Consider the following 24,310-nt stretch of genomic DNA (forward strand, 5'->3'; position numbering starts at 1 on the left):
GTATATTATGATATCTCCACTTGTGGTAAAATTAGTAGGATGTCTTCCTAAAGGTCTTACAGGATATATTTCTGATAAGGTTCTAAATGGTTATGTAAAAAAATATGCCGATATGGATATAATGGGCAAGGAAAACTTAAATGGCGTTAAAAGGCCTATACTTTTTATCAGCAATCATCTTAGTAATTCAGATGCCTTGGTTCTTGGCAACGTATTCAAAGAAGAAAATCTTACTTTTGTAGCTGGAAAAAAATTAAACAACAATTCTCTTACTAAATTGGGAATGAGCATGACGAAGACTATATGTATAAATCCAAATACCGCAGATAAGAATGCCATATCCAATATAGTTAAAGTTCTTAAATCAGGCGAAAATGTACTTATATTTCCAGAAGGTACTAGAAGTAGAACAGCTTCTATGAGTAAGGCAAAAAAAGGAGTAGTACTTATACAGAAACTAACTAAAGCATCAATAATTCCAGTAGGAATCTGCGGTACGGAAAATCTTCTTCCAATAAGTGATAAAGATATGGCTGATGAAAGTTTTCAACATGCCAAAGTTAAAGTAAATATAGGAAAGAAATTAGAAATACCAAAGAAAAATAAAGATGAAAAAAAGCATGAATATGAAGATAGAGTAAGTAATTTTTTTATGTACGAAATAGCAAAACTTTTGCCGGAAAGATACAGAGGGGCATACAGTTTTGATGAAGGTGATAAAATTGAAGAATAAAAATGTAGATGTAATATTAAAGGTGCTTGGAGAGACTTATCCTGATGCAAAATGTGCACTTGTCTTTAATTCTCCCTATGAACTTCTTGTTTCTACAATACTTTCGGCTCAATGTACGGATGTGAGGGTAAATAAAGTTACAGATGACTTGTACAGAGAATTCGATACTCCTGAAAAAATGGTTACGCTTACAGAACCGGAATTGGCAGAAAAAATAAGAAGCTGCGGTTTCTACAGAAATAAGAGTAAAAATATCCTGTCCACCAGTAGATCTCTTATTGAAAAATTTGATGGGCATGTGCCAAATACTATGGAAGAACTTATAAAGCTTCCCGGTGTAGGCAGAAAGACTGCAGACGTAGTATTGTCCAATGCATTTGGAATACCGGCAATTGCAGTAGATACACATGTTTTTAGAGTTTCAAACAGGCTTGGGATAGGTAAAGGAACTACTCCGTTAAAAGTAGAAGAAGAACTTATGAAAAATATACCTAGAGATATGTGGAGTATAAGTCATCATTATTTAATATGGCATGGAAGAAAAATATGCAAGTCAAGGAAACCGGATTGCGAACGCTGTCCAGTAGCTCCTTATTGTGATTATTTCAATCATGCTGCAGAAAAACATTAAAATTTTAATTGGGCAAATACATATGAGCATAGATTTCATTTTTATAAAAATCCATGCTCATTGTCATTATAAGAGTTTTCTTCTGAGATAGTCTATGGCTGATACGGCAGCCCTGTTTCTAGCTTTGTTTCTTTCACCAGAAAGTTGAAGCTTTTTAACAAAGACATCTCCCTTTATGTACAATCCAACATATACCAGACCAACTGGTTTTTCTTCCGATCCTCCATCCGGACCTGCAATACCTGTAGTTGACAATCCAATGTTAGTTCCAGAAGTTTTTGCTATGCCCTCTGCCATTTCTTTTGCAGTTTCTTCGCTTACAGCTCCGAATTTATCCAAGGTTTCTTTTTTTACATTAAGTCTGTGCATTTTTGCATTATTACTATAGGTAACAGCACCATCTAGAAATACTGAAGATATTCCAGGATAATTTATGAATTTTGCAGCTACCAGTCCTCCAGTACAGGATTCAGCAGTAGATATGGTTAGATTTCGTTCAACCAGAATTTTAGCAACTACTTCTTCCATGGAAGTTTCTCCATAACCGTATATATTATCTCCGAATATATTTTTTACCTTATCCTCCAAAGGTTTTATAAGTTTCAAGGCATCTTTTTCAGTATTTGCCCTGGCTGTAATTCTGAGTGTAACGTCATTTTCTTTGGCATAAGGAGCTATTGTTGGATTAGAACTTTTATCTATCAATTCTTTTATTCTCTGGGCCATCTCTCCTTCACCAATTCCATATAGTCTAAGAGTTTTAGATCTTATAGTTTCACTGCTGTATTTTTTTAAAAATGGAGCAGCGGAATTTAGAAACATAGGTTTTAATTCTCTTGGGGGACCTGGAAGAACTATAAGTATTTTTCCACTTTCCTTTATAATGCAACCAGGGGCTGTACCGTGATCATTTTCCATTATTGTGCAACCCTCGGGGAAATAGGCCTGTTTCATATTATTGCCTTTAAGATATGATCTTCCCATTCTATCAAAATAATTTTTTAATTTGTCTACTGTATTCTGATCCAGAATCATTTTCTTTTTAAAAAATTGTGACCCTATTTCTTTCGTAAGATCATCAGGAGTTGGTCCAAGTCCTCCAGAGGTTACAACTATATCTACTCTTTTAAAAGAACTTGTTAATTCTTCTAAAAGTCGTTTTGGATTATCACCTACTACCGATTGATGATATACATCTATCCCCATATTTGCTAGCTCTCTTGAAATAAATTGTGCATTTGTATTGACTATATCACCTAATAGAATTTCTGTTCCTACACATAATATTTCTGCTTTCATAAGATGTTTCCTCCAATATTAATTATTTTGTAACTATTTTTTGTTCAAGTATATTATATAATTTTATAATAGCATAAATATATATACATAGTTAATTAGTATATTAAAATTAATGCTTGTATAGTATAATATTATATAGTCATTGTAAAAAGAGGTGTTGAGATGGGTGAAACAAATAAGCCTAGAAGATCTAGAAAATCTAAAAGTAAGGCACGTAGGAATAGGCTGATGATTATAATTCTTTCCTGTGTAATTGCTTTTTTAGGTGTTGCTGCAGGATTTACGGTATATCATTATAATGAAATTAAATATTGGGATAAATTGATATATCCTGGCGTAACAGTTGAAGGTCTGGATTTATCAGGGAAAACGAAAGCTGAAGCAAAAAATATGATAAACAAGGTCTATGTAGAAAAATTGAAAAATAAAAAAATAATTATATCTGCTTCAGACAGCAATTATACATTGAATTATTCAAATATTAATGGAAAATTTAATGTGGACGATACAGTTAACATGGCATATTCTTATGGAAAAAATTCAAATATACTTAAAAAGTATAGCATGATTAGGAGTTCAAACAAGGTAATTTATAAATTGAAATTTACATATGATGAAAAACCTGTTAAAGAACTTGTAAAAAAGATAGCAGGTGATGTGGATAGAGATCCTAAAAATGCTACTATAAGCATGGGTGGAATTGGGTTTAACATAACACCTGAAGTAAATGGGCTTAAACTTGATCAAAAGGATTTAGAAAAGCAGTTGTTGTCCAAAATAGATGGAGATGTAACTAGTGACTTGAAAATAAATGCTAAAATAGATACTGTTGCTGCATCTATCAAAAGTTCGGATTTACAAAAAGTGAATACATTGATTTCTAATTTTAGTACAAACTATGGATCAGTGTCATCCTCGCAAAGGGCAAATAATATAGAACTTGCTACAAAGAGTATAAATGGTACGGTTATTATGCCGGGAGAAGAGTTTAGCTTTAATGGAGTTGTAGGGGAGAGAACAGCAGACAAGGGTTATAAAGCAGCTCCAGTTATAATTGGAGATAAACTGGAAGATGGATTAGGCGGCGGCATATGCCAGGTTTCCACTACACTTTATAATGCAGTAAATGCAGCTGGATTGACTTCTACTGAAAGAGTACATCATACAATGCCTGTACATTATGTTGCAAAAGGTATGGATGCCACTGTAGATTATGGAAATATAGATTATAAATTCAGAAATGACTTTAAATATCCGGTATATGTGCAAGGATATACCTCAGGTGGAAGTGTTGTTTTTAATATATATTCTAATTCAGCAGAGAAAAAATAGTAAAAGTCCTCTCTAAAATATTGAGAGGACTTTTTATATGCAATTTTTTAGCTTATGCTTATCAAAAAGGCACCGATTAATATGAGTGTGACTCCAAGTATTTTTTTAAAAGTTATTTTTTCTTTAAGCAGATAAAATGATATAATCATTGTCCATATATATGTAAGAGATGTCATTGGTAATACAACAGTATATGGCAAAAATTTTAAAACATATATATTTAACAATGCCCCCATAAGATATAGAAAAGAACCTATATAAAACCATTTACTCAACATTACCTTGAATATACTGGATGACTGGGAAGTGGATTTTTTTAAAGAAAATCCTGCAAAAGCTCCTATAATAGTCATAAAGACTAAAACTAAAACTAAATAATTAATTGTCACCACCTCCTATTAAAACAACCCCAGACATAATAAACAATATTCCAAGCAATTTTATAAAATCTACTGTTTCTTTAATAACAATGATACCTAGAAATATGGCAAAAATATAGCTTAGGCTTAACATAGGATGCAAAACGGAAAAGCTGCCGTGTTTAAAGGCGACAATCATCAATAGTGCACCTAGTCCATAACAGATGAATCCTATAAATAGTAGATATCTGGAATTTTGATATGATAATTTCCAGAACATCTGACCAAAAGATGTTAAAAGAGATGCTATAAAAATCAATAGAATTCCATATATATTTTTCTTATATGAGTCAAAAAAAGAGCTCATTTTGTACCTTCTTTCTTGAAAATAGTTATTTGCTGTTACTATATTAAAGCATTTTTAAAGTTTTTATGTCAAGAAAGTTTTCATGCCAAAAATTCATTGAAAGTCAAGAAAATCATATGTAAAGACAGTTGTTTTCCTTTTTCCATTATGATATACTATTCAGGTAACTTATGATCTTTTGTGTGAAAGATTTGTAAAATCACACAATCATGCGGATATGGCGGAATTGGCAGACGCGCTAGGTTCAGGTCCTAGTGAAGGTAACTTCATGCAGGTTCAAGTCCTGTTATCCGCACCAAAAAAAGATGTTAATATTGATATAATGTTGATGCAAGAAAAGGCCAGGTAGTACTGGACTTTTTTTATTTTATATGAAAATCAGATCGCTTTTCAAGGCGGTCTGATTTGCTTTTTTGAGATGTCATAGTGTGAAAAACGCAACTATTTCTGTGCTTTGCCACCGTACCTTTTATAAATACTGGGTAACTATTGACAAAAATCATAAGTCAGTTTACAATTAGGTAAACTTAAAGTTTACTTAATTGCACTTATATGAAGGGAAAGTGATATCATGGGCCATGAAGAACGCAGACAGCAGGAAAAAGAAATTAAGCGGAAAGACATAATAGATGCTGCAGAGCACGTGTTCTTTTCTAAAGGATATGAAAGTACCTCAATGGATGAAGTAGCAAAAGAAGCGGAATTCAGCAAACGAACTGTCTATGTATATTTCAGAAGTAAAGAGCAGATTTACTTCGAAATTATGATTAGAGGATACAAGCTGCTCATTGAGATGATCAAAAACAGCTTTCAGAAAAGCCATCCACAAAACGCTATCGAAGATCTGCGCTGCATTTTTTTCACTTTTTTCCGGTTCAGTGAAGATTATCCAGAGTACTTCAAAGCAATTATGGAATACGAGACAAAAGATTCCGATGAGATATCCGGAATTGAAGATGAGTCAAAATCAGAGTGTTATCGGTTAGGAGAACAAATCTTTGGATATCTTTCTCGTGTGCTTCAAAAAGGCGTTGAAGAAGGAAGCTTGTACAAGGGACTGGAAAGTGAGAAGGCTGCATTGATTTTATGGGCCTGCACGGTTGGCGTTTTCAATACGGGAGAGAAAAAAAGAGATTACCTGAAAAATTACCACCAAGTTGATCCCGAAAAATTTGTAACGGAATCCTTTGACATGATCATGTGTCTGATCAGCAAGAACGGAGTGAGCCAGCATGAAAAAGAAAGCAGCGATTAAGATTGCATCATTTGTGTTATTTAGCATTGTAGTGATATGCCTCATTTTATTGTCTGTACTTTTTATCATCAGTGGAGGTTTTATAAAACAAACATATCTGGAACCATGGTCAAAAGACTATGCAGCAAATCATTCAGACCCGAGGGTGCGTCTTGCGGCTAGTGGTCTGCTTGCAGCAAGTAACCATAATATGCAGCCGTGGAAAATCAGGCTTGATAAATCCGACAACAGGGTATTCTATCTTTATGCTGATAGCTCACGCATGATAAATGAGGTGGATCCCTATGCACGCCAAATGATGATTTCACAGGGTACTTTTTTGGAATATATTGCTGTGGCTGGAAAAAAGGAAGGCTGGAGTACCAAAATCAACCTTTTTCCAAATGGTACGTATGATGAATCGAATCTTGCGGAAAGCATGGATGTGAAGCCGGTGGCAAAAATCACGCTCTCAAAAGCACAGCCCGAGAACAACCCACTTTATGAAGCCACCTTTCTGCCGGATACCAATCGGGAAACCTATAAGATGGAAATGCTTTCTTCCTCACAGGTTTCTGTTCTCGAATCTCTTTCACCTGGAAAAGGTGTTTCCATTAAGCTGTATCAAGATGAGGCCAATTTGAAGAAAATTGGTGGATATGCCTTGCGAAGCGCAGCGATTGAAGCTGACGTTGAGCGCATTATGGATGAATCGGGGGCTATCTTTAGGGCAAACGAATACCAGAAAAACAAATATCGTTATGGCTATTCAGTGGAAGGTCAAGGCACCTCCGGATCGATGAAACATATTCTGCAGGGACTGCTCACCGTCTTTCCATCTTTGAATACCGGCAAGGCAGCCTCCAAAAATTTTATTGACTACACTCGCACATCAGTTGATAACACACCTGTTTATGCAATGATTATAACATCGGACAGCAGCCGTTCTGCTCAGGTGGAAAGTGGGATGCTCTATAGCAAGCTAGTGCTGACCGGACACACATTGGGACTTGTTATGCAGCCACTGAGCCAGGTTCTGGAGGAATATTCTGAAATGAGTATCCCTTATACCGAATTTCAGCAGACTTACGCTCCAAACGGCGGTACGGTGCAAATGCTTTTCCGCTTGGGAAAGCCAACTAAAAGTACTCCGCTCAGCATGCGGCGTGATGTGATGGATCTGATTATAGAAGAATAATCTTCTGTTCAGCAAGGAGTTAGGAGTGCTAAAATTAGATTGACCTTTATACAAAATCATGATATACTGTTACAAATTGAAAATCCCTGTGAGGGAGTAGTTAGCGCAAATGTGCGTGACAAGTCAACATACTGATCGGAAGCGGTCTGGCTTGTCTTAAAAAACGAGACTCATGTATAACTTTTACAGCTATGCATGGTCTTTATTTTTATAAAAGCCCAAATATAAGCTCGTATGAGTAATACTTGGGCTTTTTCTTTTTGAAATTTGACTTTGTAGAGGAGAATGTAAAATGAATGTATTGGAATTATTTATTATTTCTGTTGGACTTTCTATGGATGCTTTTGCCGTAGCTATTTGCTCCGGACTGGCCATGACTAAGCTAACTATAAAAAAAGCATTGACTGTAGGACTGTATTTTGGTATTTTTCAAGGGGTCATGCCACTTATCGGATATATGTTTGCCAAACAGTTTGCCGATAAAATAATTGCTTTTGATCACTGGATAGCATTTGTTTTGCTCTGTTTTATCGGAGGTAAAATGGTTGTTGAAAGTTTTAAAAAAGAAGGATGTACTGACAGGACATGTCCTACTGAAACATGCATTGACAGAGAATGTCCTGGTGGAGAGCGTCCCTGTAGGAAAGAAGCATCTTTAAAACCTGTAGAAATGCTGCCACTTGCTGTTGCTACAAGTATTGATGCACTGGCAGTAGGCATATCATTTGCTTTTCTTCGTGTTAATATCGTTCCAGCAATTTTATTTATTGGGATTATAACACTCATTTTATCTATGCTGGGTGTAAAAATTGGCAATATATTTGGTGCCAAATTTAAATCCAAGGCTGAGTTTATCGGCGGCATTATACTGGTGCTTATGGGTTTGAAGATATTGCTGGAACATATGGGGATTATTAATTTTTAAAGGAAATGATATTATGAATTCAAGAACAACATTTAATTAAGATACCTAATAATTACAAATATTTAATATGAATTTAATATCATTTTAATAGTTTTATATTAATATAGTATTTGTTATGTTCAATATATCAACGTATCTTTTATAAAAACTTTTCAATAATATTTTACTCACACTTATTTAACTTTAATCTTATTATATAGTATTCTTTAAGTTTATTCTGTAATATAAATAGTAGAAGGGGTGTTCAAATGAAAGAATTTAATATATGCATAGACATAGACGGAACAATTACAGATCCTTACTATTGGCTTTCACCTGCAAACAGATACTTTAACAGAAATGTGAAACCGGAACAGGTTACTCAATATTCAATAGATCAAATTCTTGGTGTATCAAGAAAAGAATACATTGAGTTTTATAATAAAAATAAATTTATTATGCATGACAGGGAAAAGATAAGAGGAGATGCAAGAAATATTATATGTAAATTATTTAATATAAGTAATATATATTTTGTAACTGCTAGAGATAAGGATTTGGAAATTTTAACTTATAATTATTTAAATAGATATAAAATACCATATGATGAACTGTTACTTCTAGGATCACCTTATAAAGTAAAAGTTGCAGAAAAACTTGAGTGTGATGTATTTATAGAAGACAGCCCTGAAAATGCTATACAACTGTCACAAAGTGGATTTAAGGTAATTTTGCTTGATACAAACTATAATAGACAAGTATCGGATGATAATGTATTTAGAGTATTTAATTGGAATGGAGTATATGAGATAATAGAAAAGATGCTGTTGCAGAGCAAAGTTGTGTAACAGCATCTTTTCTATTATCTCAATCTTTACAGTATAGTGACAGAATAATTATAATATAGTAATATATTAATAAGACTTTGTACTGAATAGTACAAATAGTACATTTTTGAATTGTTTTATACACTGAAGGAGGAAAAACTTTTGAGTTTAAATATAGTATTATTTCAACCGGAAATACCACAAAACACTGGAAATATTGCAAGAACTTGTGTACTTACAGGTTCTAAATTGCATTTGATAAAACCCCTTGGCTTTAGCCTTGATGAAAAGCATTTAAGGAGAGCAGGACTCGATTACTGGCCATATCTTGACTTGACTCTATATGACTCTTATGAAGAACTAAGAGAAAAATATAAAGATGGAACTTTTTATTTTTCTACCACACATGGAGGACGCTATTATGATAAAGCTAGATATAAGGATGAAGATTTCATAGTATTTGGCAGGGAAACCTGTGGATTGCCTGATTATATAAGGGAACAGAATAGTGATACATGCATAAGAGTTCCAATGATAAACACTACTACACGTTCATTGAACTTATCAAATACAGTAGCTATAGTTACATATGAAGCGTTGAGGCAGATGAACTTTCCTGTTATGAAATAGAGGAGGGTGATTTTTGTTATGGAAAAGATAAAATTGATTACAGACAGTACGGCGGATCTACCTGATTATATAATAGAAAAGTATAATATAGAAGTGCTGCCTCTTTTCGTAATTATTGATAAGAAGACCTATAGAGATGGAATAGATATAAAACTTCCTGAACTTCTTGAAAAGATGGAGAATACCAGTGAGTTTCCAGCTACAGCTCAAGTGAATCCAGAAATTTTTATGAAATGCTATAAAAAATACCTTGATAAGGGGTATAAGATAATTTCCATTCATATATCCTCCAAAATGAGCGGTACTTATCAATCTGCATGTGTTGCCAAGGATATGTTGGGAATTGATGATATAGTGATAATAGATAGCTTGAATGTTACTTCCGGTCTGGGTGTTATGGTTATAAAGGCGGCTCAACTTATAGATAAGAATTTTGGATTGAAAGAGGTAGAAAAGGAAGTAAGGAGAATTCAACCTCATATAAAAACTAAATTGGAATTCAGCAATCTTAAAAATTTAGTTAGAGGAGGAAGGCTTTCCAAAACTGCAGGTACCATAGCCAATATACTTGGAATAAGGATTATAATTAACGTAAAAGATGGACAGATGGCAGTGTCTGATAAAGTAAGAGGAAGTAAAAAGGCACTTAAAAATATGCTTGATTATATAGATAAAAAGGGAGTAAAACAGGGAGAACCTGCCATACTATTACATGTGGGTAATACGGAAGTACTTGATCCATTAAGACAGGAACTCATCAAGAGAAAAATAGAGTTTATAGAAAGTGAAGTAGGATGTGTAGTTGGAGTACATTCAGGTGCCGGTGCATGTGGATTATTTTTTGTAGAAAAATTCTAATAATATGATATTTATATAATAAGGAGGATGGAATATGGATGACGTTTACGATACTATAATAATTGGAGGAGGCCCTGCAGGGCTGTCCGCAGGACTTTACTCTGCAAGAGCAAAATTGAACACACTTGTAATAGAAAGAGAAAATTATGGCGGACAGGTGGTTACTACTGTAGATATAGATAATTATCCTGGCTCTGTAGAAAATGCTACAGGAGATAATTTAAGTAAAAGAATGAAAAGCCAGGCTGAAATGTTTGGAACTAAATTTATTTTAGATGAAATAGTTGATGTTGACTTTTCTGCTGAAATAAAATCTATAAAAGGTAAAAACAAGATTTATAAAACCAAGACAGTTATAATAGCTACAGGAGCGAACCCAAGGTCAGGCGGATTTAAAAATGAAGATAAGCTAAGGGCAAAGGGAATTTCCTATTGTGCAACTTGTGATGCAGACTTTTTCACTGATTTTGATGTAGCGGTTGTAGGCGGAGGAGATTCAGCAATAACTGAAGCCATATATTTGTCTAAATTCGCAAAACATGTCACAGTTATTCACAGACGAGATTCTCTTAGGGCAGCTAAATCACTTCAGGAAAAAGCATTTAAAAATCCTAAAATGAGCTTTATATGGAATTCCCAGGTAGAAGAGGCGTTAGGAGAAGAAGTACTTGAAGGACTCAAAATAAAGAATAAAAACACTGGAGAGACAAGTGAACTCAAAGTAGATGGATGCTTTGTATTTGTAGGATACAACCCTGTAACAGATTTGTTTAAAGGCAAGGTGAATTTGGATCAAAGAGACTATATAATTACAGATGGAAATATGAAAACCAATATACCTGGAGTTTTTGCTGCCGGAGATGTGAGACAAAAGACGTTAAGACAAATAGTAACAGCGGCTTCAGATGGTGCAATTGCAGCTGTAGAAGCTGAAACATATATAGAAAATCAAAATTTATATTAAATGTATAAAATAGAGTCTGATTTATATAATTTGGACTCTATTTTTAAATAACTTAATGATATAATATAATTAGACAATTCACAATTCATAATGTACAGTTCATAATTAGCAATGTGAATTGTACATTATGAATTGCCAATTGAATAAAGGGGGTATAAATATGAACTTGAATTTTGGACTCAATCTAACACAAGAACAAAAATTGGTAATGACACAGCAGATGCAGCTGTCTGTAAGGCTTCTCCAAATGTCAAGTTTTGAACTTAAAGAATATATAGAAAAGGAAGTACAGGAAAATCCTATTCTAGATGCAAAAGATATTGAATTAAACAACAATAATAATAAAGAAGAAACGAAACTTGATTATAAGGAGTTTATAAAAAATATAGAGTTTGATAATTACAGTCATCATAGTTATGAAAGAAATGAAGATAAAGAAATTTCCCCTTTTAATTTTATATCTGAGAAAAAGTCATTGAAAGAGTATTTAACAGAACAAATAAGATATCTGAGTGAAAAGGATTACGTAAAAGCCATATGCAATTATATTATAGAGAATATAGATAGAAGAGGATATTTGATCTTGTCAAATGAGGAACTTGGACAAGAACTTAAAATTTCAAAGGACCTTTCAGAGTATTGCATAAAAATTGTACAATCTCTAGATCCAAGTGGAATAGGTGCCAGAAATTTAAATGAATGCCTTAAAATACAATTAAATAGAAAAAAATTATCAAATGAAAATATAACACGGATTATAGATAATTACTTGGAACTTATTGCTGAAAATAGATACGATACTATAGCAAAAAAATTAAATATAGATGTAAAATGTGCCCAAAAATATGGAGATATAATAAAAGGACTGGATCCAAAACCATCACGGGGATTTTATACAGGTGAAGAGGTAAAATATATAATGCCTGATGCATATATAAGAAAAATTGATGGAGAATATTTTATTTTGATGAATGATGATCTTGTACCTAGATTGACCATAAATTCCATGTATAAAGATATAATAAAGAGTGAAGATTCAAAAGAAAATGACAAAAATGCACTGGACTATGTAAAGGATAAATTAGACAGAGCTGTATTTTTAATAAAGAGTATTCAACATAGAAAAAGTACTATATATAGAGTATTGGAAAAGATACTTGAAATTCAAAGAGACTATTTTGATTATGGAGATAGTTACTTAAAACCTATGACTTTAAAAGAAATATCAGAAAGTTTAGACATGCATGAATCTACTATAAGTAGAGCAATAAGAGAGAAATATATATATACAAGCAGAGGAACGGTAAAAATAAAGAATTTATTTACTACTGGAATTTCTTCATCTTTAAATGGTGAAAACATTTCTGCATCCATCATTAAAAAGGAAATTAAAAGTATAATAGACGGAGAGGACAAGAAAAGACCATTATCTGACCAGTCAATATGCAATTTAATTAATGAAAAGGGTATGAATATTTCAAGAAGAACTGTAGCAAAATATAGAGAGGAACTTGGAATAAAGTCGTCAAAAGGGAGAAAAAGATACTGATAATATGCTTTTAATAACAAATTTTTAATATTTTTTTAAAAATACTATTTAAAAAAGCTTGTATATGTTTTATAATAATAGTGGGACGGTTAGTAAAGTACTGGGACACTAACAGGCCAGGAGGTATGGATGTGGAAGAAGTACTTAGATTACAAAAAAGAATAGTACCTGAACTAGTTTATTTGCTGGAAAAAAGGTACAATATTTTAAGAACTATTTACTATAACCAACCTATTGGCAGAAGAGTACTTGCAAATGATTTGGGAATTGGCGAAAGAATAGTTAGAACAGAAATAAATTTTTTAAAAACTCAAGGTTTTATTGAAATAAATACTCCTGGAATGACTATAACAAAAGATGGAGAGGACATTATAGATAAGTTGAAAGATTCCATACATGAGCTAAGAGGTCTGTCTGAAATCGAGGATTTCATAAAAGAGAAATTCAAGCTTGAAAAAGCTATAATTGTGCCTGGAAATTGTGATTTAGATAAAACCATAATGAGTGAAATAGGCAGGGCAGCAGCAATTTACTTAAAAAGTATCTTGAAGAATGACAGTACTATTGCCATTACCGGAGGCTCTACAATGAAACAGGTAGTTGATAATATGCCGAGGGTAACTAATGTAAAAGATGTTCTTGTAGTACCGGCAAGAGGTGGCATGGGTGCCAATGTAGAGACACAGGCAAATACTTTGTCGGCAAGACTTGCTAAAAAGCTGGATGGCAATTATAAATTACTCCATATCCCGGATAGTTTAAGTGACAATGCTGTTAGTACTATTATAAAGGAAAAGTCCATACAGGATATATTGCAGTTTATTTATAATACAGATATACTAATATATGGTATAGGCAGGGCCAACAAGATGGCTAAAAGAAGAGGCCTGAGTGATGAAAAAATACACCGTATAGAAGCCGATGGAGGTCTTGGAGAGGCCTTTGGATATTATTTTGATAAAAAGGGAAATATAGTTTATGCAACCCCAAGCATAGGAGTAAAAAACAGTGAAATAGACAAGATAAATACAGTAATAGCAGTTGCAGGGGGAGGCAGTAAGGCAGAAGCCATACTTTCCACAGAAATAAGTACACACGGTGGTGTATTGATTACAGACGAAGGTGCCGCAAAAAAAATCGTAGAACTTATAAATGGTCAATAAATTTTTTATTTATTATAAATATTTAATTATTTAGGAGGAGTTTAAATGACAAAGGTAGCTATTAATGGTTTTGGAAGAATAGGAAGATTGGCATTAAGAAGAATTCTTGAAGTACCAGACTTAGAGGTCGTTGCAATCAACGATTTAACAGATACAAAGATGTTAGCTCATTTATTCAAATATGATTCATCACAGGGAAGATTCAATGGTGAAATAGAAGTTAAAGAAGGAGCTTTCGTAGTTAACGGAAAAGAAGTTAAAGTTTTTGCTGAAGCAGATCCTGAAAAATTACCATGGGGAAAACTTGGAATAGACGTTGTTCTTGAATGCACAGGTTTCTTCACTAAGAAGGAAAAAGCTGAAGCTCATATAAGAGCCGGTGCTAAGAAAGTTGTTATATCAGCTCCTGCTGGAAATGACTTGAAGACAATAGTTTTCAACGTAAACAATGATTCTTTAGATGGAACTGAAACAGTTATATCAGGTGCATCATGTACAACTAACTGCTTAGCTCCAATGGCTAAAGTATTAAATGACAAGTTCGGAATAGAAAAAGGATTCATGACTACAATCCATGCATACACTAATGACCAGAATACATTAGACGGACCACACAGAAAAGGTGATTTAAGAAGAGCTAGAGCTGCTGCTGTAAGCATAATCCCTAACTCAACTGGTGCTGCTAAAGCTATCAGCCAGGTTATACCAGACTTAACAGGAAAATTAGACGGAAATGCTCAGAGAGTTCCAGTTCCAACTGGTTCAATAACTGAATTAGTTTCAGTTCTTAAGAAGAATGTTACAGCTGAAGAAATTAATGCAGCTATGAAGGAAGCAGCTGATGAATCATTCGGATACACTGAAGATCCAATAGTTTCTGCAGATGTTGTAGGAATCAACTATGGTTCATTATTTGATGCAACTTTAACTAAAGTAGTAGATGTTAATGGATCACAATTAGTTAAAACTGCTTCATGGTATGATAATGAAATGTCATACACTTCACAATTAGTTAGAACTTTAGCTTACTTTGCAAAAATTGCTAAATAGTTAAAATTTACAGCTGATTATTTAATATGTATATATTAAACTGGTAGCATAGTAAAGGTCTGGTTTTGTAGTTGAGGCTATGAGGCTGGACCTTTAATAATTAATACTAAAATAAATAAAAAATTTAAGAAGAGAGGTATATTATTATGGCTTTTAATAAAAAGACAATTGAAGATATAGATGTTAAAGGAAAAAAAGTTTTAGTTAGATGCGATTTCAATGTTCCACTTCAAGATGGAAAGATAACAGATGAAAATAGATTAGTTGGAGCACTTCCTACAATAAAATATTTATTGGAGAAAGGTGCAAAGGTTATATTGTGTTCACATCTTGGAAAGCCAAAGGGAGAACCAAAGCCAGAACTTTCTTTAGCACCAGTTGCAAAAAGACTTTCAGAAATGCTTGGAAAAGAAGTAGTATTTGCAGCAGATGACAATGTAGTAGGAGAAAACGCAAAAGCTGCAGTTGCGAAGTTAAAGGACGGAGAAGCAGTATTACTTCAAAATACAAGATATAGAATAGAAGAAACAAAGAACAAAGAAAACTTTTCAAAAGAACTTGCATCCCTTGCAGATGTATTTGTAAATGATGCATTTGGTACAGCTCACAGAGCACACTGCTCAACTGTTGGAGTTACTCAGTTCATAGATACAGCTGTATGTGGATATCTAATCCAGAAAGAACTTAAATTCCTTGGAAATGCAGTAGAAGATCCAACAAGACCTTTCATAGCTATTCTTGGAGGAGCGAAAGTTTCAGACAAGATAAATGTTATAAACAATTTACTTGAAAAAGTAGATACACTTATAATCGGAGGTGGAATGTCATACACTTTTGAGAAAGCTCAAGGATTTACTATAGGAACTTCATTAGTTGAAGAAGATAAAATAGAATATGCAAAAGAAATGATACAAAAGGCAAAGGATAAGGGAGTAAAATTACTTCTTCCTATAGATAATGTTATAGGAGATAAGTTTGATGCATCAGCGAAACCTGTTATAACAGATGATGAAAACATAAAAGATGGATATATGGGACTTGATATCGGACCTAAGACTTCTAAATTATATGCAGATGCTATAAATAATGCAAAGACTATTGTATGGAACGGACCTATGGGAGTATTTGAATTTGAAAACTTTGCAAAAGGAACTATTGCAGTAGCTAAGGCTATGGCAGAATCAGGTGCTACTACAATAATAGGCGGCGGAGACAGTGCAGCTGCAGTTAACCAATTGGGATTTGGTGATAAGATGACTCACATATCCACAGGTGGTGGAGCTTCACTTGAATTCTTAGAAGGAAAAGAACTTCCAGGAATAGCAGCACTTAATGATAAATAACAAAGAGCAAAGAACAAATAATGAGGATTTTCGGATACAGCCGAAAATCTTCCAAATTTGATATTTGCTCTCTGAACTTTGAACTTTAAAAAAAGAGAGGGAGATATAAATGAGAAAAGCAATAATTGCAGGAAACTGGAAAATGAATAAAACTGTTGACGAGGCAGCAAAATTAATTGAAGAATTAAAACCATTGGTAAAGGATGCCAAGGCAGATGTAGTTGTATGTCCACCTTATGTATGCCTTGACACAGTTCTTAAAGCTGCAAAGGGAACCAATGTAAAAGTTGGAGCTCAAAACATGCATTTTGAAGAAAGTGGAGCATATACAGGAGAAATCGCACCAGCTATGCTGGAGTCAATGGGTGTAGAATATGTAATACTTGGACACAGTGAAAGAAGACAGTATTTCAACGAAACAGATGCTGCTGTAAATAAAAAGGTAAAGAAAGCTTTTGAGCACAATTTAATTCCTATAATCTGCTGCGGAGAAACTTTGGAAGACAGAGAAGCAGATGTAACTGAAGAAGTACTTGGAAAACAGATTAAATTGGACTTGGCAGGACTTGAAAAACCACAGGTAGAAAAATTAGTTGTAGCATATGAACCTATATGGGCTATAGGAACAGGAAAAACAGCTACAGATGAACAGGCAAATGCTACAATAGCTTATATAAGAAGTGTAATTGGAAAACTTTACGGCAAAGATACTGCTGAAAAGACTAGAATCCAGTATGGTGGATCAGTTAAGCCTGCTACAATAAAAGCTCAGATGGCTCAGCCAGATATAGATGGTGGACTAATTGGAGGAGCAAGTCTTAAAGCACAGGACTTCTCAAAGATAGTAAATTACTAATTTGTAATAAAATTTGGAGGTAAATATGAATAAAAAACCAGTAATGCTTATGATACTTGATGGTTTCGGTATTTCCGATAAAGTAGAAGGAAATGCAGTTAAAGCAGCAAACAAACCAAATTTTGATAAATACTACAAAAATTATCCTCACACTGAATTAGGCGCAAGTGGATTAAGTGTAGGATTACCTGATGGACAGATGGGAAATTCAGAAGTTGGGCATTTAAATATAGGTGCAGGAAGAATAGTATATCAGGCTCTTACAAAGATAACAAAATCAATACAAGATGGGGACTTTTTTGAAAATGAAGCACTTAACAAGGCTGCTGACAATGCATTGAAAAATGATTCAGCTTTTCATTTGCTTGGGCTTTTATCACCTGGAGGAGTTCATTCTCATTCAGAGCATTTAAAGGGACTTATTAAGTTTGCCAAAAAAAAGGGATTAAAGAAAGTATATGTTCATGCTTTTACAGATGGTAGAGATGTAGCACCATCATCTGCCAAAGAATTCATAAAAGATATAGAAGATTACATGAAAGAAATTGGAATAGGTGAGATAGCATCGGTTTCAGGCAGATACTATGCTATGGATAGAGATAAAAGATGGGAAAGAGTAGAACTTGCCTATAATGCCATAGTACTTGGAAAAGGTCAAAATGCAAACAGTGCTCAGGAAGCTGTAGATAATTCATATAAAGATGGAAAGACAGATGAGTTTATACTTCCAACAGTAATTGAAAAGAATAATGTACCAACTGCAACTGTTAAAAATGGAGATTCCATAGTGTTTTTCAACTTCAGACCAGATAGGGCAAGACAACTTACAAGAGCTATAATAGACAGAGAATTTGATGGATTCAAGAGAGAAAATCTGGATATTGAATTTGTTACAATGACAGAATATGATGATACAATTAAAAATGTAGATGCAGCTTTCAAAAATGAACACTACAAGAACACATTGGGAGAATATGTAAGCAAATTAGGAAAAAATCAGCTTAGAATAGCTGAAACTGAAAAATATGCTCATATTACGTTCTTCTTCAACGGTGGAGTGGAAGAACCAAACAAAAATGAAGACAGAGCACTAATACCATCACCAAAGGTTGCAACTTATGATCTTCAACCAGAAATGAGTGCCTATAAGGTTACCGATGAACTTTTGAAGAGAATAGACCAGGATAAATATGACATGATCATATTGAATTTTGCAAATCCGGATATGGTAGGTCATACAGGAATTCTTGAAGCTGCAAAAAAAGCAATTGAAGCTGTAGATGTATGTCTTGGCAAAATTGTGGGTAAAATACTAGAGAAAGATGGAACTGTATTTATAACTGCCGATCATGGTAATTCAGAACAGGAAATAGACTATTCTACAGGAAATCCTATGACAGCACATACTACAAATCCCGTTCCTTTTGTATATGTAGCAAATAATGCTTCAGAAATGAGAGACGGTGGAGTACTTGCAGATATAGCTCCAACAATGCTTCAAGCCATGGGTCTTGAGAAACCAAATGAAATGACAGGCAAAAGTCTTATCAAAAAATAGTGTATTTTAGTTATAGCTTCCAATATTAATTGTATGATTTGTCATTTAAATGATATAATTAATTTGAAACAAAAAGTATAAATTAGAAAGGAGTTGAAAGAACCGTTATTTTATTTAGCGGTGGTATTTATGAAAAATTATGTAGAAATTGTAGATGTAAGTGCAAGACAAATTCTTGATTCAAGAGCAAATCCTACAGTAGAGGTGGAAGTTACCTTAGAAGATGGAACTGTTGGAAGAGCTGGAGTACCATCAGGAGCATCAACAGGAGCTTTTGAAGCTGTTGAACTCAGAGATGAAGACAAAGACGTGTATCAAGGAAAAGGTGTTACTAAAGCCGTTGACAATGTAAATAACATCATAGCAGAAGAATTAATAGGAATGAATATATTCGACCAGATATTAATTGATAAAACTATGATAGAGCTAGATGGTACAGACAACAAGGCAAAATTGGGTGCCAATGCAACTCTTGGAGTATCACTTGCTTGCGCAAGAGCGGCAGCACAGTATCTTGGACTCAGCATATATCAATATATAGGCGGAGTTAATGGCAAGGTTCTTCCAGTTCCTATGATGAACATATTAAATGGAGGAAAACATGCTGACAACAATGTGGATTTACAGGAATTTATGATAATGCCGGCTGGAGCTCCTAGTTTTAATGAAGCTATAAGAATGAGTACTGAAGTTTATCATACATTAAAGTCACTTTTAAAATCAAAAGGTTATGACACAGGTGTTGGTGATGAGGGAGGATTTGCTCCAAACTTAAAGTCCAACGAAGAAGCTATACAGATAATTGTAGAGGCTATAGAAAAAGCAGGATATAAACCTGGAAAAGATATATATATAGCACTTGATCCAGCTTCATCGGAATTCTATGAAGATGGAAAATACAATCTAAAGGGAGAAGGAAAAGTTTTAACTCCTGAACAGATGGTGGATTTCTATGTGGATTTGGCAAACAAATATCCTATAATTTCTCTTGAGGATGGAATGGCTGAAGAGGATTGGGATGGATGGAAAGTCTTAACTGAAAAACTTGGAAACAAGATTCAGCTTGTAGGTGACGATCTGTTCGTAACAAATACAACAAGACTTAAAAAGGGAATTGATCTTGGAGTAGCAAATTCCATACTTATAAAATTAAATCAGATAGGAACTCTTACTGAAACATTAAATTCTATAGAAATGGCAGAAAGAGCAGGATATACTGCAGTAGTTTCCCATAGATCAGGAGAAACTGAAGATACTACTATAGCTGATTTGGTTGTAGGTGTAAATGCAGGTCAGATAAAAACTGGTGCACCTGCAAGAACAGAAAGAGTTGCCAAATACAATCAACTTTTGAGAATAGAGGAAGAACTTGGTGAAGCTGCTGAGTTCAGAGGATTGAATGCATTTTATAATTTAAAAAAATAGGCAATTTATTTTGGAATCTGGTATTATCATGTGCCAGGTTCTTTTTTTTGTTGAAAAAATAAGAATTTTTAAAAATGGACTTCCTTTTTCATAATAAAGTGGTATAATTAGTATATTATAAGTAATAATATATTAAAAATTATAATTTTTAATATTTATGTAATATTATTGAATAATGTGTCTAATATTGGGGAAGGTAATTTTAGTATGCTTAAGATAACTTTATTGGATCTATTGTTAAGAGCTACACCAGAGTCGTTTTTATTTGTTATTTCAAGTTATATATTTTCTCATAAAAAATTTGCTATAAATTCAATAATCAAGAGCAGTGTTATTATGGCTCTTAGCATATATCTTATAAGATTGCTTCCAATACAGTTTGGAGTTCATATAATTTTAAATATGACAGTTTATATAATTCTGTTAATTAATGTGAATAAAATTGAATATAAAAGAGGTATAGAATATGCATTAGTGCTAATGGCCATGCTTTCTACAAGCGAATTGTTAAATATAGTTGTTGTAAACATATTATGTGAAGAAAGTTTTAGTATGGTAATTAAAAATGATATTCACAAAAATATATATTTTGCACCGTCACTTATACTCTTTATAGTTGGTATATTTTCATATAATAATTTATTTTGCAGACACAAAAGAGGAGGTAATTTTGATGTCATTGGTAGAACAGGCATCAAATAGGATAGCTATAAAAATAGCTTCAATTTTAAATGTGAACGATGATGAAAAGGATATAATATGTTATGGAGCATTTTGTACCTTACAGACAATATTAAGCTTTTTTTGGATTGTTTTATTTGGAACCATATTTCATGTACTTCCTCAATCTCTTTTGGTAGTATGCACAATAGCTGCTCTTAGAAAGTATTCAGGGGGGCAGCATGCAACTGCACCATCAAGATGTATGATAATTACTACATTTATTTCAACATCTTTTGGACTTGTCATAAAAAATATATTTGTAAATTTTAATATTGCACTCATAGTATCCATAGGAGTTTTATGTTTCATAATTTCATTTTGTCTTGTATTTAAGTTTGCACCCGCAGACACTGAATCCAAGCCTATTTCAGATAAGAATATGATATATAGACTAAAGAGGAATTCTATTTTAATTGTATGTGGACTAGTCGTAATTGATATAGTACTTATGATGTTCTATTTTAAATATAATAGTATTATGTTATTAAATTTGGCAGTATGCATATATATGGGAGTTATATGGCAGTCATTTACTCTTACACCTATAGGTTATAGAAGTTTATATAAAATAGATTTGTTAATGAAAAATCTGTATATAAGACAAATTAATACATAAAACTTGTTTGCTGTCTGATTATTTATTTTTATGCAGAACAATAGTACAATGATAATATATTCTAATAATAGGGGAGATAGATTCATGCTTAAAATATCTTTATTAGATTTATTATTGAGAGTAATTCCAGAATCTTTTTTGTTTGCTTTTGCTGCATATTTGTTCTGTCATAAAAAGCTTGACAGAAATCGTATAATTGCAAGTACTGTTATTTTTGCTCTTGCTATATATTGTATAAGATTGCTTCCAATACAGTTTGGAATTCACACTATTTTAAATATTCTTGTATTTGTAGCAATATGTATAAAGATAAATAGTATTCCATTTACTAAAAGTATTGCATATTCACTGCTTTTAATGGCAATGCTTTCATTAAGTGAACAGTTAAATTTTATAACTTTAAATCATATATTTGGGCAAAATGTAAATACAATATTAAATGATGATTTGTTTAAGAACATATATTTTATGCCATCTATGATTTTATTCTTTATAGGTATAATAATTTGTTATAAAGTACTTTACAGGAAAAGATAAAATAATTTATTTTAATATTTTAATATAAAATTTTGGAGATGATATACTATGAAAATTTCAATTAAAAAAGCTATAGCTAAGTTAGGTAAGAAGACATTTATCCATGTAGCATTTTCAACACACAATTCAGCTTGTCTTCTTGGTGCATATCAGCCTAAAGAACCTGAATGCATGAGACATAAGAAATAATATCATGGAGTGAAGTATAGGAGGTATTCCTATACTTCTTATAAATTTTAAGATATGGATGTGTAATTATATGAGATATTTGGAGGATATGAAACGAAAGAAGATATACAATATTATATCCATTGTAAAATTGGTTTCCCTATTGTTCTGCTATATTATAGTCTATAATAGAATTTCTACAAAGACCATAGATGTAAATATGAATAGTGCATTTCCCAATGTACTTACAGTTCAAGTACTGATTTGTTCCATAATTTTAATATATATTGCATGGTCTTTTTTTTCTGTAAAAATACTTAATTTCAGAAATACCAGAATCATAGAGATAGTTGAAAACTTTATCTTTATAGCATTGTATTCTGTATTGGATATAATGTGCAGGTCCAATGTATCTGAATATAAATTCATGTTTTTGTTCATAATTATTACAGCCACTCTTCAGCTTGGAATAAAACATGGAATGATTACAGCCTTGGTGTCAGCAGTATCAGTACTAGTCATAGACTTGATATATGTTCCAGTTTCAAGTTCTGGGGTTAACTTCCAATTCCAAAATGATCTGATTGTAGCTGCAGTATATGTGCTTACAGCCTGGCCATTAGGCCACTATGTGGAGATCGAAGATGATAGTATTAGGAAAAAAAATATTGAACTTGAAAATTTAAATAGCAAAATAAATATTCAAGATATTAAGCGAAAAAGAATAGAAGATATGATATTGAAAAACAAGGCCTGTTATAATCTGTTGATAGAAAATTCAAGAGATTCAATTATTGTGCATAGATCTGGAAAAATTATATTTTTAAATGAAAGTGCAGCTAAAATTATAGGGATATCTCAATATAATAGTATTAAAGATATAAGTATGGATGATATAATACCAAAGGATAATAGAGAATTGGTAAACGAAATATATAATAAGATATATAATAAGAAGAAGATTAATTATACCTTCGATCAGGAAATAGTGGGCATTAATGGCAATATGCTTTCAATAAGAAATACCTCAACATATTTTACATATGAAGGCAAGCCTACTATACTTACCAGAATACATGATATTAGCTCGGAAAAACAAATTCAAAAGCTTGAAAAAGATGTTCAAAAAAGCATTAAGTTATTAAATGAAAGCAGGGAGTTAAACAAGCTCATTACAGAATTCCTGTCAAATGTTTCCCATGAACTAAAAACACCCCTTAATGTTATTTTCTCAGCTGTTCAGGTATTGGATATGAATGATAATTTAACTTCAAAAAACTATGCAGTAAAGGAAAAGAAATATTTGCAAATAGTTAAGCAAAATTGTTACAGGCTTATGAGGCTTATAGAAAATCTACTTGATGTTACAAAACTCAACTCTGGATTTTTAAAACTTAGTCTACATAATAGCAACATTGTAAGCTTTGTAGAGAATATAACACAATCCATAGTTCCTTATTTGGATGAAAAGGGTATACAATTGATTTTTGATACTGATACTGAAGAAAAGATAGTAGCTATAGATACAGACAAAATGGAAAGAATAGTATTGAATCTTCTTTCTAATTCAATAAAATTTACTGATAAAGGCGGTAAGATATTTGTAAATATAGTAGATGAAGATGATCATGTTCTAATTAAATTTAAAGATACAGGTATAGGTATTCCTCAAGATAAGATCAAATTGATATTTGAAAGATTCGGGCAGGTTAATAAAAGTCTTAGAAGGCCATGCGAGGGAAGCGGCATAGGCCTCTATCTTGTAAAATCATTTATAGAATTGCATGGAGGAACTATAGATGTGAAAAGCAAGCTGGGAGTTGGAAGTGAATTTATAGTAAATTTGCCTGTTAAAAATGTATCTGAAAATCATGATGAAATAGCAATTGATAGTGATAGCAGTTTAAACAAGATAAATATGGAATTCTCAGATATATACTTTTAGAAATTGAAATTAGGCAATATATATGATAAAATATATGTTAT

The 24,310-nt window shown here is 32.7% G+C and carries 25 protein-coding genes and 1 tRNA gene; 23 read left to right on the top strand and 3 right to left on the bottom strand.

Features of this window, described 5'->3' with window-relative positions; translation table 11 throughout:
* Positions 1-7: 7 nt before the first annotated feature.
* A complete protein-coding gene (locus KM800_RS03395; RefSeq protein ID WP_217811811.1) occupies positions 8-733 on the top strand; it encodes a lysophospholipid acyltransferase family protein in 726 nt (241 codons plus the stop codon).
* A complete protein-coding gene (gene nth / locus KM800_RS03400) occupies positions 708-1,364 on the top strand; it encodes an endonuclease III (RefSeq protein WP_217811890.1) in 657 nt (218 codons plus the stop codon). Before KM800_RS03395 ends, nth begins: the two co-directional genes overlap by 26 nt.
* A gap of 66 nt (positions 1,365-1,430) precedes the next feature.
* On the opposite strand, the gene KM800_RS03405 is transcribed toward nth, so the two are convergent.
* Positions 1,431-2,663, bottom strand: coding sequence for a competence/damage-inducible protein A (locus KM800_RS03405; protein WP_217811812.1), 1,233 nt, complete (start codon positions 2,661-2,663; stop codon positions 1,431-1,433).
* A gap of 162 nt (positions 2,664-2,825) precedes the next feature.
* On the opposite strand from KM800_RS03405, the gene KM800_RS03410 reads away from it, so the two are divergent.
* A complete protein-coding gene (locus KM800_RS03410) occupies positions 2,826-3,995 on the top strand; it encodes a VanW family protein (RefSeq protein ID WP_217811813.1) in 1,170 nt (389 codons plus the stop codon).
* A 47-nt stretch (positions 3,996-4,042) separates the two neighbouring features.
* Here KM800_RS03410 and KM800_RS03415 read toward each other — a convergent pair whose 3' ends face one another.
* Both KM800_RS03415 and KM800_RS03420 read right to left on the bottom strand, forming a co-directional pair.
* The gene (locus KM800_RS03415) at positions 4,043-4,384 is read right to left on the bottom strand and encodes an EamA family transporter (RefSeq protein WP_330655499.1); all 342 of its coding nucleotides are present in this window, start codon (positions 4,382-4,384) and stop codon (positions 4,043-4,045) included.
* On the bottom strand, positions 4,374-4,721 hold the full coding sequence (locus KM800_RS03420; protein WP_217811814.1) for an EamA family transporter: 348 nt from the start codon (positions 4,719-4,721) through the stop codon (positions 4,374-4,376). The genes KM800_RS03415 and KM800_RS03420 overlap by 11 nt, the downstream gene beginning before the upstream one ends.
* A 211-nt stretch (positions 4,722-4,932) precedes the next feature.
* Between KM800_RS03420 and KM800_RS03425 the strand changes: the two genes are divergently transcribed.
* The 20 genes from KM800_RS03425 to KM800_RS03520 all read left to right on the top strand — a co-directional run bounded on the left by KM800_RS03425 (position 4,933) and on the right by KM800_RS03520 (position 24,269).
* Positions 4,933-5,019 (top strand) — tRNA-Leu (locus tag KM800_RS03425).
* A gap of 273 nt (positions 5,020-5,292) precedes the next feature.
* A complete protein-coding gene (locus tag KM800_RS03430) occupies positions 5,293-5,976 on the top strand; it encodes a TetR/AcrR family transcriptional regulator (RefSeq protein WP_217811815.1) in 684 nt (227 codons plus the stop codon).
* Positions 5,954-7,153 carry an Acg family FMN-binding oxidoreductase gene (locus KM800_RS03435; RefSeq protein WP_217811816.1) on the top strand — a complete coding sequence of 400 codons (1,200 nt, stop codon included), beginning with the start codon at positions 5,954-5,956 and terminating at the stop codon, positions 7,151-7,153. The genes KM800_RS03430 and KM800_RS03435 overlap by 23 nt, the downstream gene beginning before the upstream one ends.
* Before the next feature lie 292 nt (positions 7,154-7,445).
* Positions 7,446-8,078 (top strand): manganese efflux pump MntP family protein, encoded by a 633-nt coding sequence (locus KM800_RS03440; RefSeq protein WP_217811817.1) that lies wholly within the window; start codon positions 7,446-7,448, stop codon positions 8,076-8,078.
* A 248-nt stretch (positions 8,079-8,326) separates the two neighbouring features.
* Entirely contained in the window at positions 8,327-8,905 is a 579-nt protein-coding gene (locus KM800_RS03445; protein ID WP_217811818.1) for a 5' nucleotidase, NT5C type, read from the top strand.
* A 141-nt stretch (positions 8,906-9,046) separates the two neighbouring features.
* A complete protein-coding gene (gene trmL, locus KM800_RS03450; RefSeq protein WP_217811819.1) occupies positions 9,047-9,514 on the top strand; it encodes a tRNA (uridine(34)/cytosine(34)/5-carboxymethylaminomethyluridine(34)-2'-O)-methyltransferase TrmL in 468 nt (155 codons plus the stop codon).
* 18 nt (positions 9,515-9,532) lie between these two features.
* On the top strand, positions 9,533-10,372 hold the full coding sequence (locus KM800_RS03455; RefSeq protein ID WP_217811820.1) for a DegV family protein: 840 nt from the start codon (positions 9,533-9,535) through the stop codon (positions 10,370-10,372).
* Between the two features lie 34 nt (positions 10,373-10,406).
* On the top strand, positions 10,407-11,336 hold the full coding sequence (gene trxB, locus KM800_RS03460; protein ID WP_217811821.1) for a thioredoxin-disulfide reductase: 930 nt from the start codon (positions 10,407-10,409) through the stop codon (positions 11,334-11,336).
* Positions 11,337-11,502: 166 nt separating this feature from the next.
* Positions 11,503-12,885 carry an RNA polymerase factor sigma-54 gene (gene rpoN, locus KM800_RS03465; RefSeq protein WP_217811892.1) on the top strand — a complete coding sequence of 461 codons (1,383 nt, stop codon included), beginning with the start codon at positions 11,503-11,505 and terminating at the stop codon, positions 12,883-12,885.
* Positions 12,886-13,016: 131 nt separating this feature from the next.
* Positions 13,017-14,048 (top strand): sugar-binding transcriptional regulator, encoded by a 1,032-nt coding sequence (locus KM800_RS03470; protein ID WP_217811822.1) that lies wholly within the window; start codon positions 13,017-13,019, stop codon positions 14,046-14,048.
* Between the two features lie 45 nt (positions 14,049-14,093).
* A complete protein-coding gene (gene gap, locus KM800_RS03475; protein WP_217811823.1) occupies positions 14,094-15,098 on the top strand; it encodes a type I glyceraldehyde-3-phosphate dehydrogenase in 1,005 nt (334 codons plus the stop codon).
* Between the two features lie 146 nt (positions 15,099-15,244).
* Positions 15,245-16,441, top strand: a complete 1,197-nt coding sequence (locus tag KM800_RS03480) for a phosphoglycerate kinase (protein WP_217811824.1) — start codon at positions 15,245-15,247, stop codon at positions 16,439-16,441.
* A 109-nt stretch (positions 16,442-16,550) separates the two neighbouring features.
* Complete coding sequence (gene tpiA / locus KM800_RS03485) at positions 16,551-17,297, top strand: triose-phosphate isomerase (RefSeq protein WP_217811825.1); 747 nt, start codon at positions 16,551-16,553, stop codon at positions 17,295-17,297.
* 25 nt (positions 17,298-17,322) lie between these two features.
* Entirely contained in the window at positions 17,323-18,855 is a 1,533-nt protein-coding gene (gpmI, locus tag KM800_RS03490; protein ID WP_217811826.1) for a 2,3-bisphosphoglycerate-independent phosphoglycerate mutase, read from the top strand.
* Between the two features lie 129 nt (positions 18,856-18,984).
* Positions 18,985-20,280 carry a phosphopyruvate hydratase gene (gene eno, locus KM800_RS03495; RefSeq protein ID WP_217811827.1) on the top strand — a complete coding sequence of 432 codons (1,296 nt, stop codon included), beginning with the start codon at positions 18,985-18,987 and terminating at the stop codon, positions 20,278-20,280.
* Between the two features lie 207 nt (positions 20,281-20,487).
* A complete protein-coding gene (locus KM800_RS03500; RefSeq protein WP_217811828.1) occupies positions 20,488-20,982 on the top strand; it encodes a hypothetical protein in 495 nt (164 codons plus the stop codon).
* The gene (locus tag KM800_RS03505; protein WP_217811829.1) at positions 20,954-21,619 is read left to right on the top strand and encodes an accessory gene regulator ArgB-like protein; all 666 of its coding nucleotides are present in this window, start codon (positions 20,954-20,956) and stop codon (positions 21,617-21,619) included. Before KM800_RS03500 ends, KM800_RS03505 begins: the two co-directional genes overlap by 29 nt.
* A gap of 84 nt (positions 21,620-21,703) precedes the next feature.
* Complete coding sequence (locus KM800_RS03510; RefSeq protein ID WP_217811830.1) at positions 21,704-22,156, top strand: hypothetical protein; 453 nt, start codon at positions 21,704-21,706, stop codon at positions 22,154-22,156.
* Positions 22,157-22,204: 48 nt separating this feature from the next.
* Entirely contained in the window at positions 22,205-22,345 is a 141-nt protein-coding gene (locus tag KM800_RS03515) for a cyclic lactone autoinducer peptide (protein WP_017753155.1), read from the top strand.
* 70 nt (positions 22,346-22,415) lie between these two features.
* The gene (locus tag KM800_RS03520; RefSeq protein ID WP_419195455.1) at positions 22,416-24,269 is read left to right on the top strand and encodes an ATP-binding protein; all 1,854 of its coding nucleotides are present in this window, start codon (positions 22,416-22,418) and stop codon (positions 24,267-24,269) included.
* Positions 24,270-24,310 lie beyond the last annotated feature (41 nt).

It is taken from the genome of Clostridium tyrobutyricum, assembly GCF_019144085.1.
In the GTDB taxonomy this organism is placed as follows: Bacteria; Bacillota; Clostridia; order Clostridiales; family Clostridiaceae; genus Clostridium_B; species Clostridium_B tyrobutyricum_A.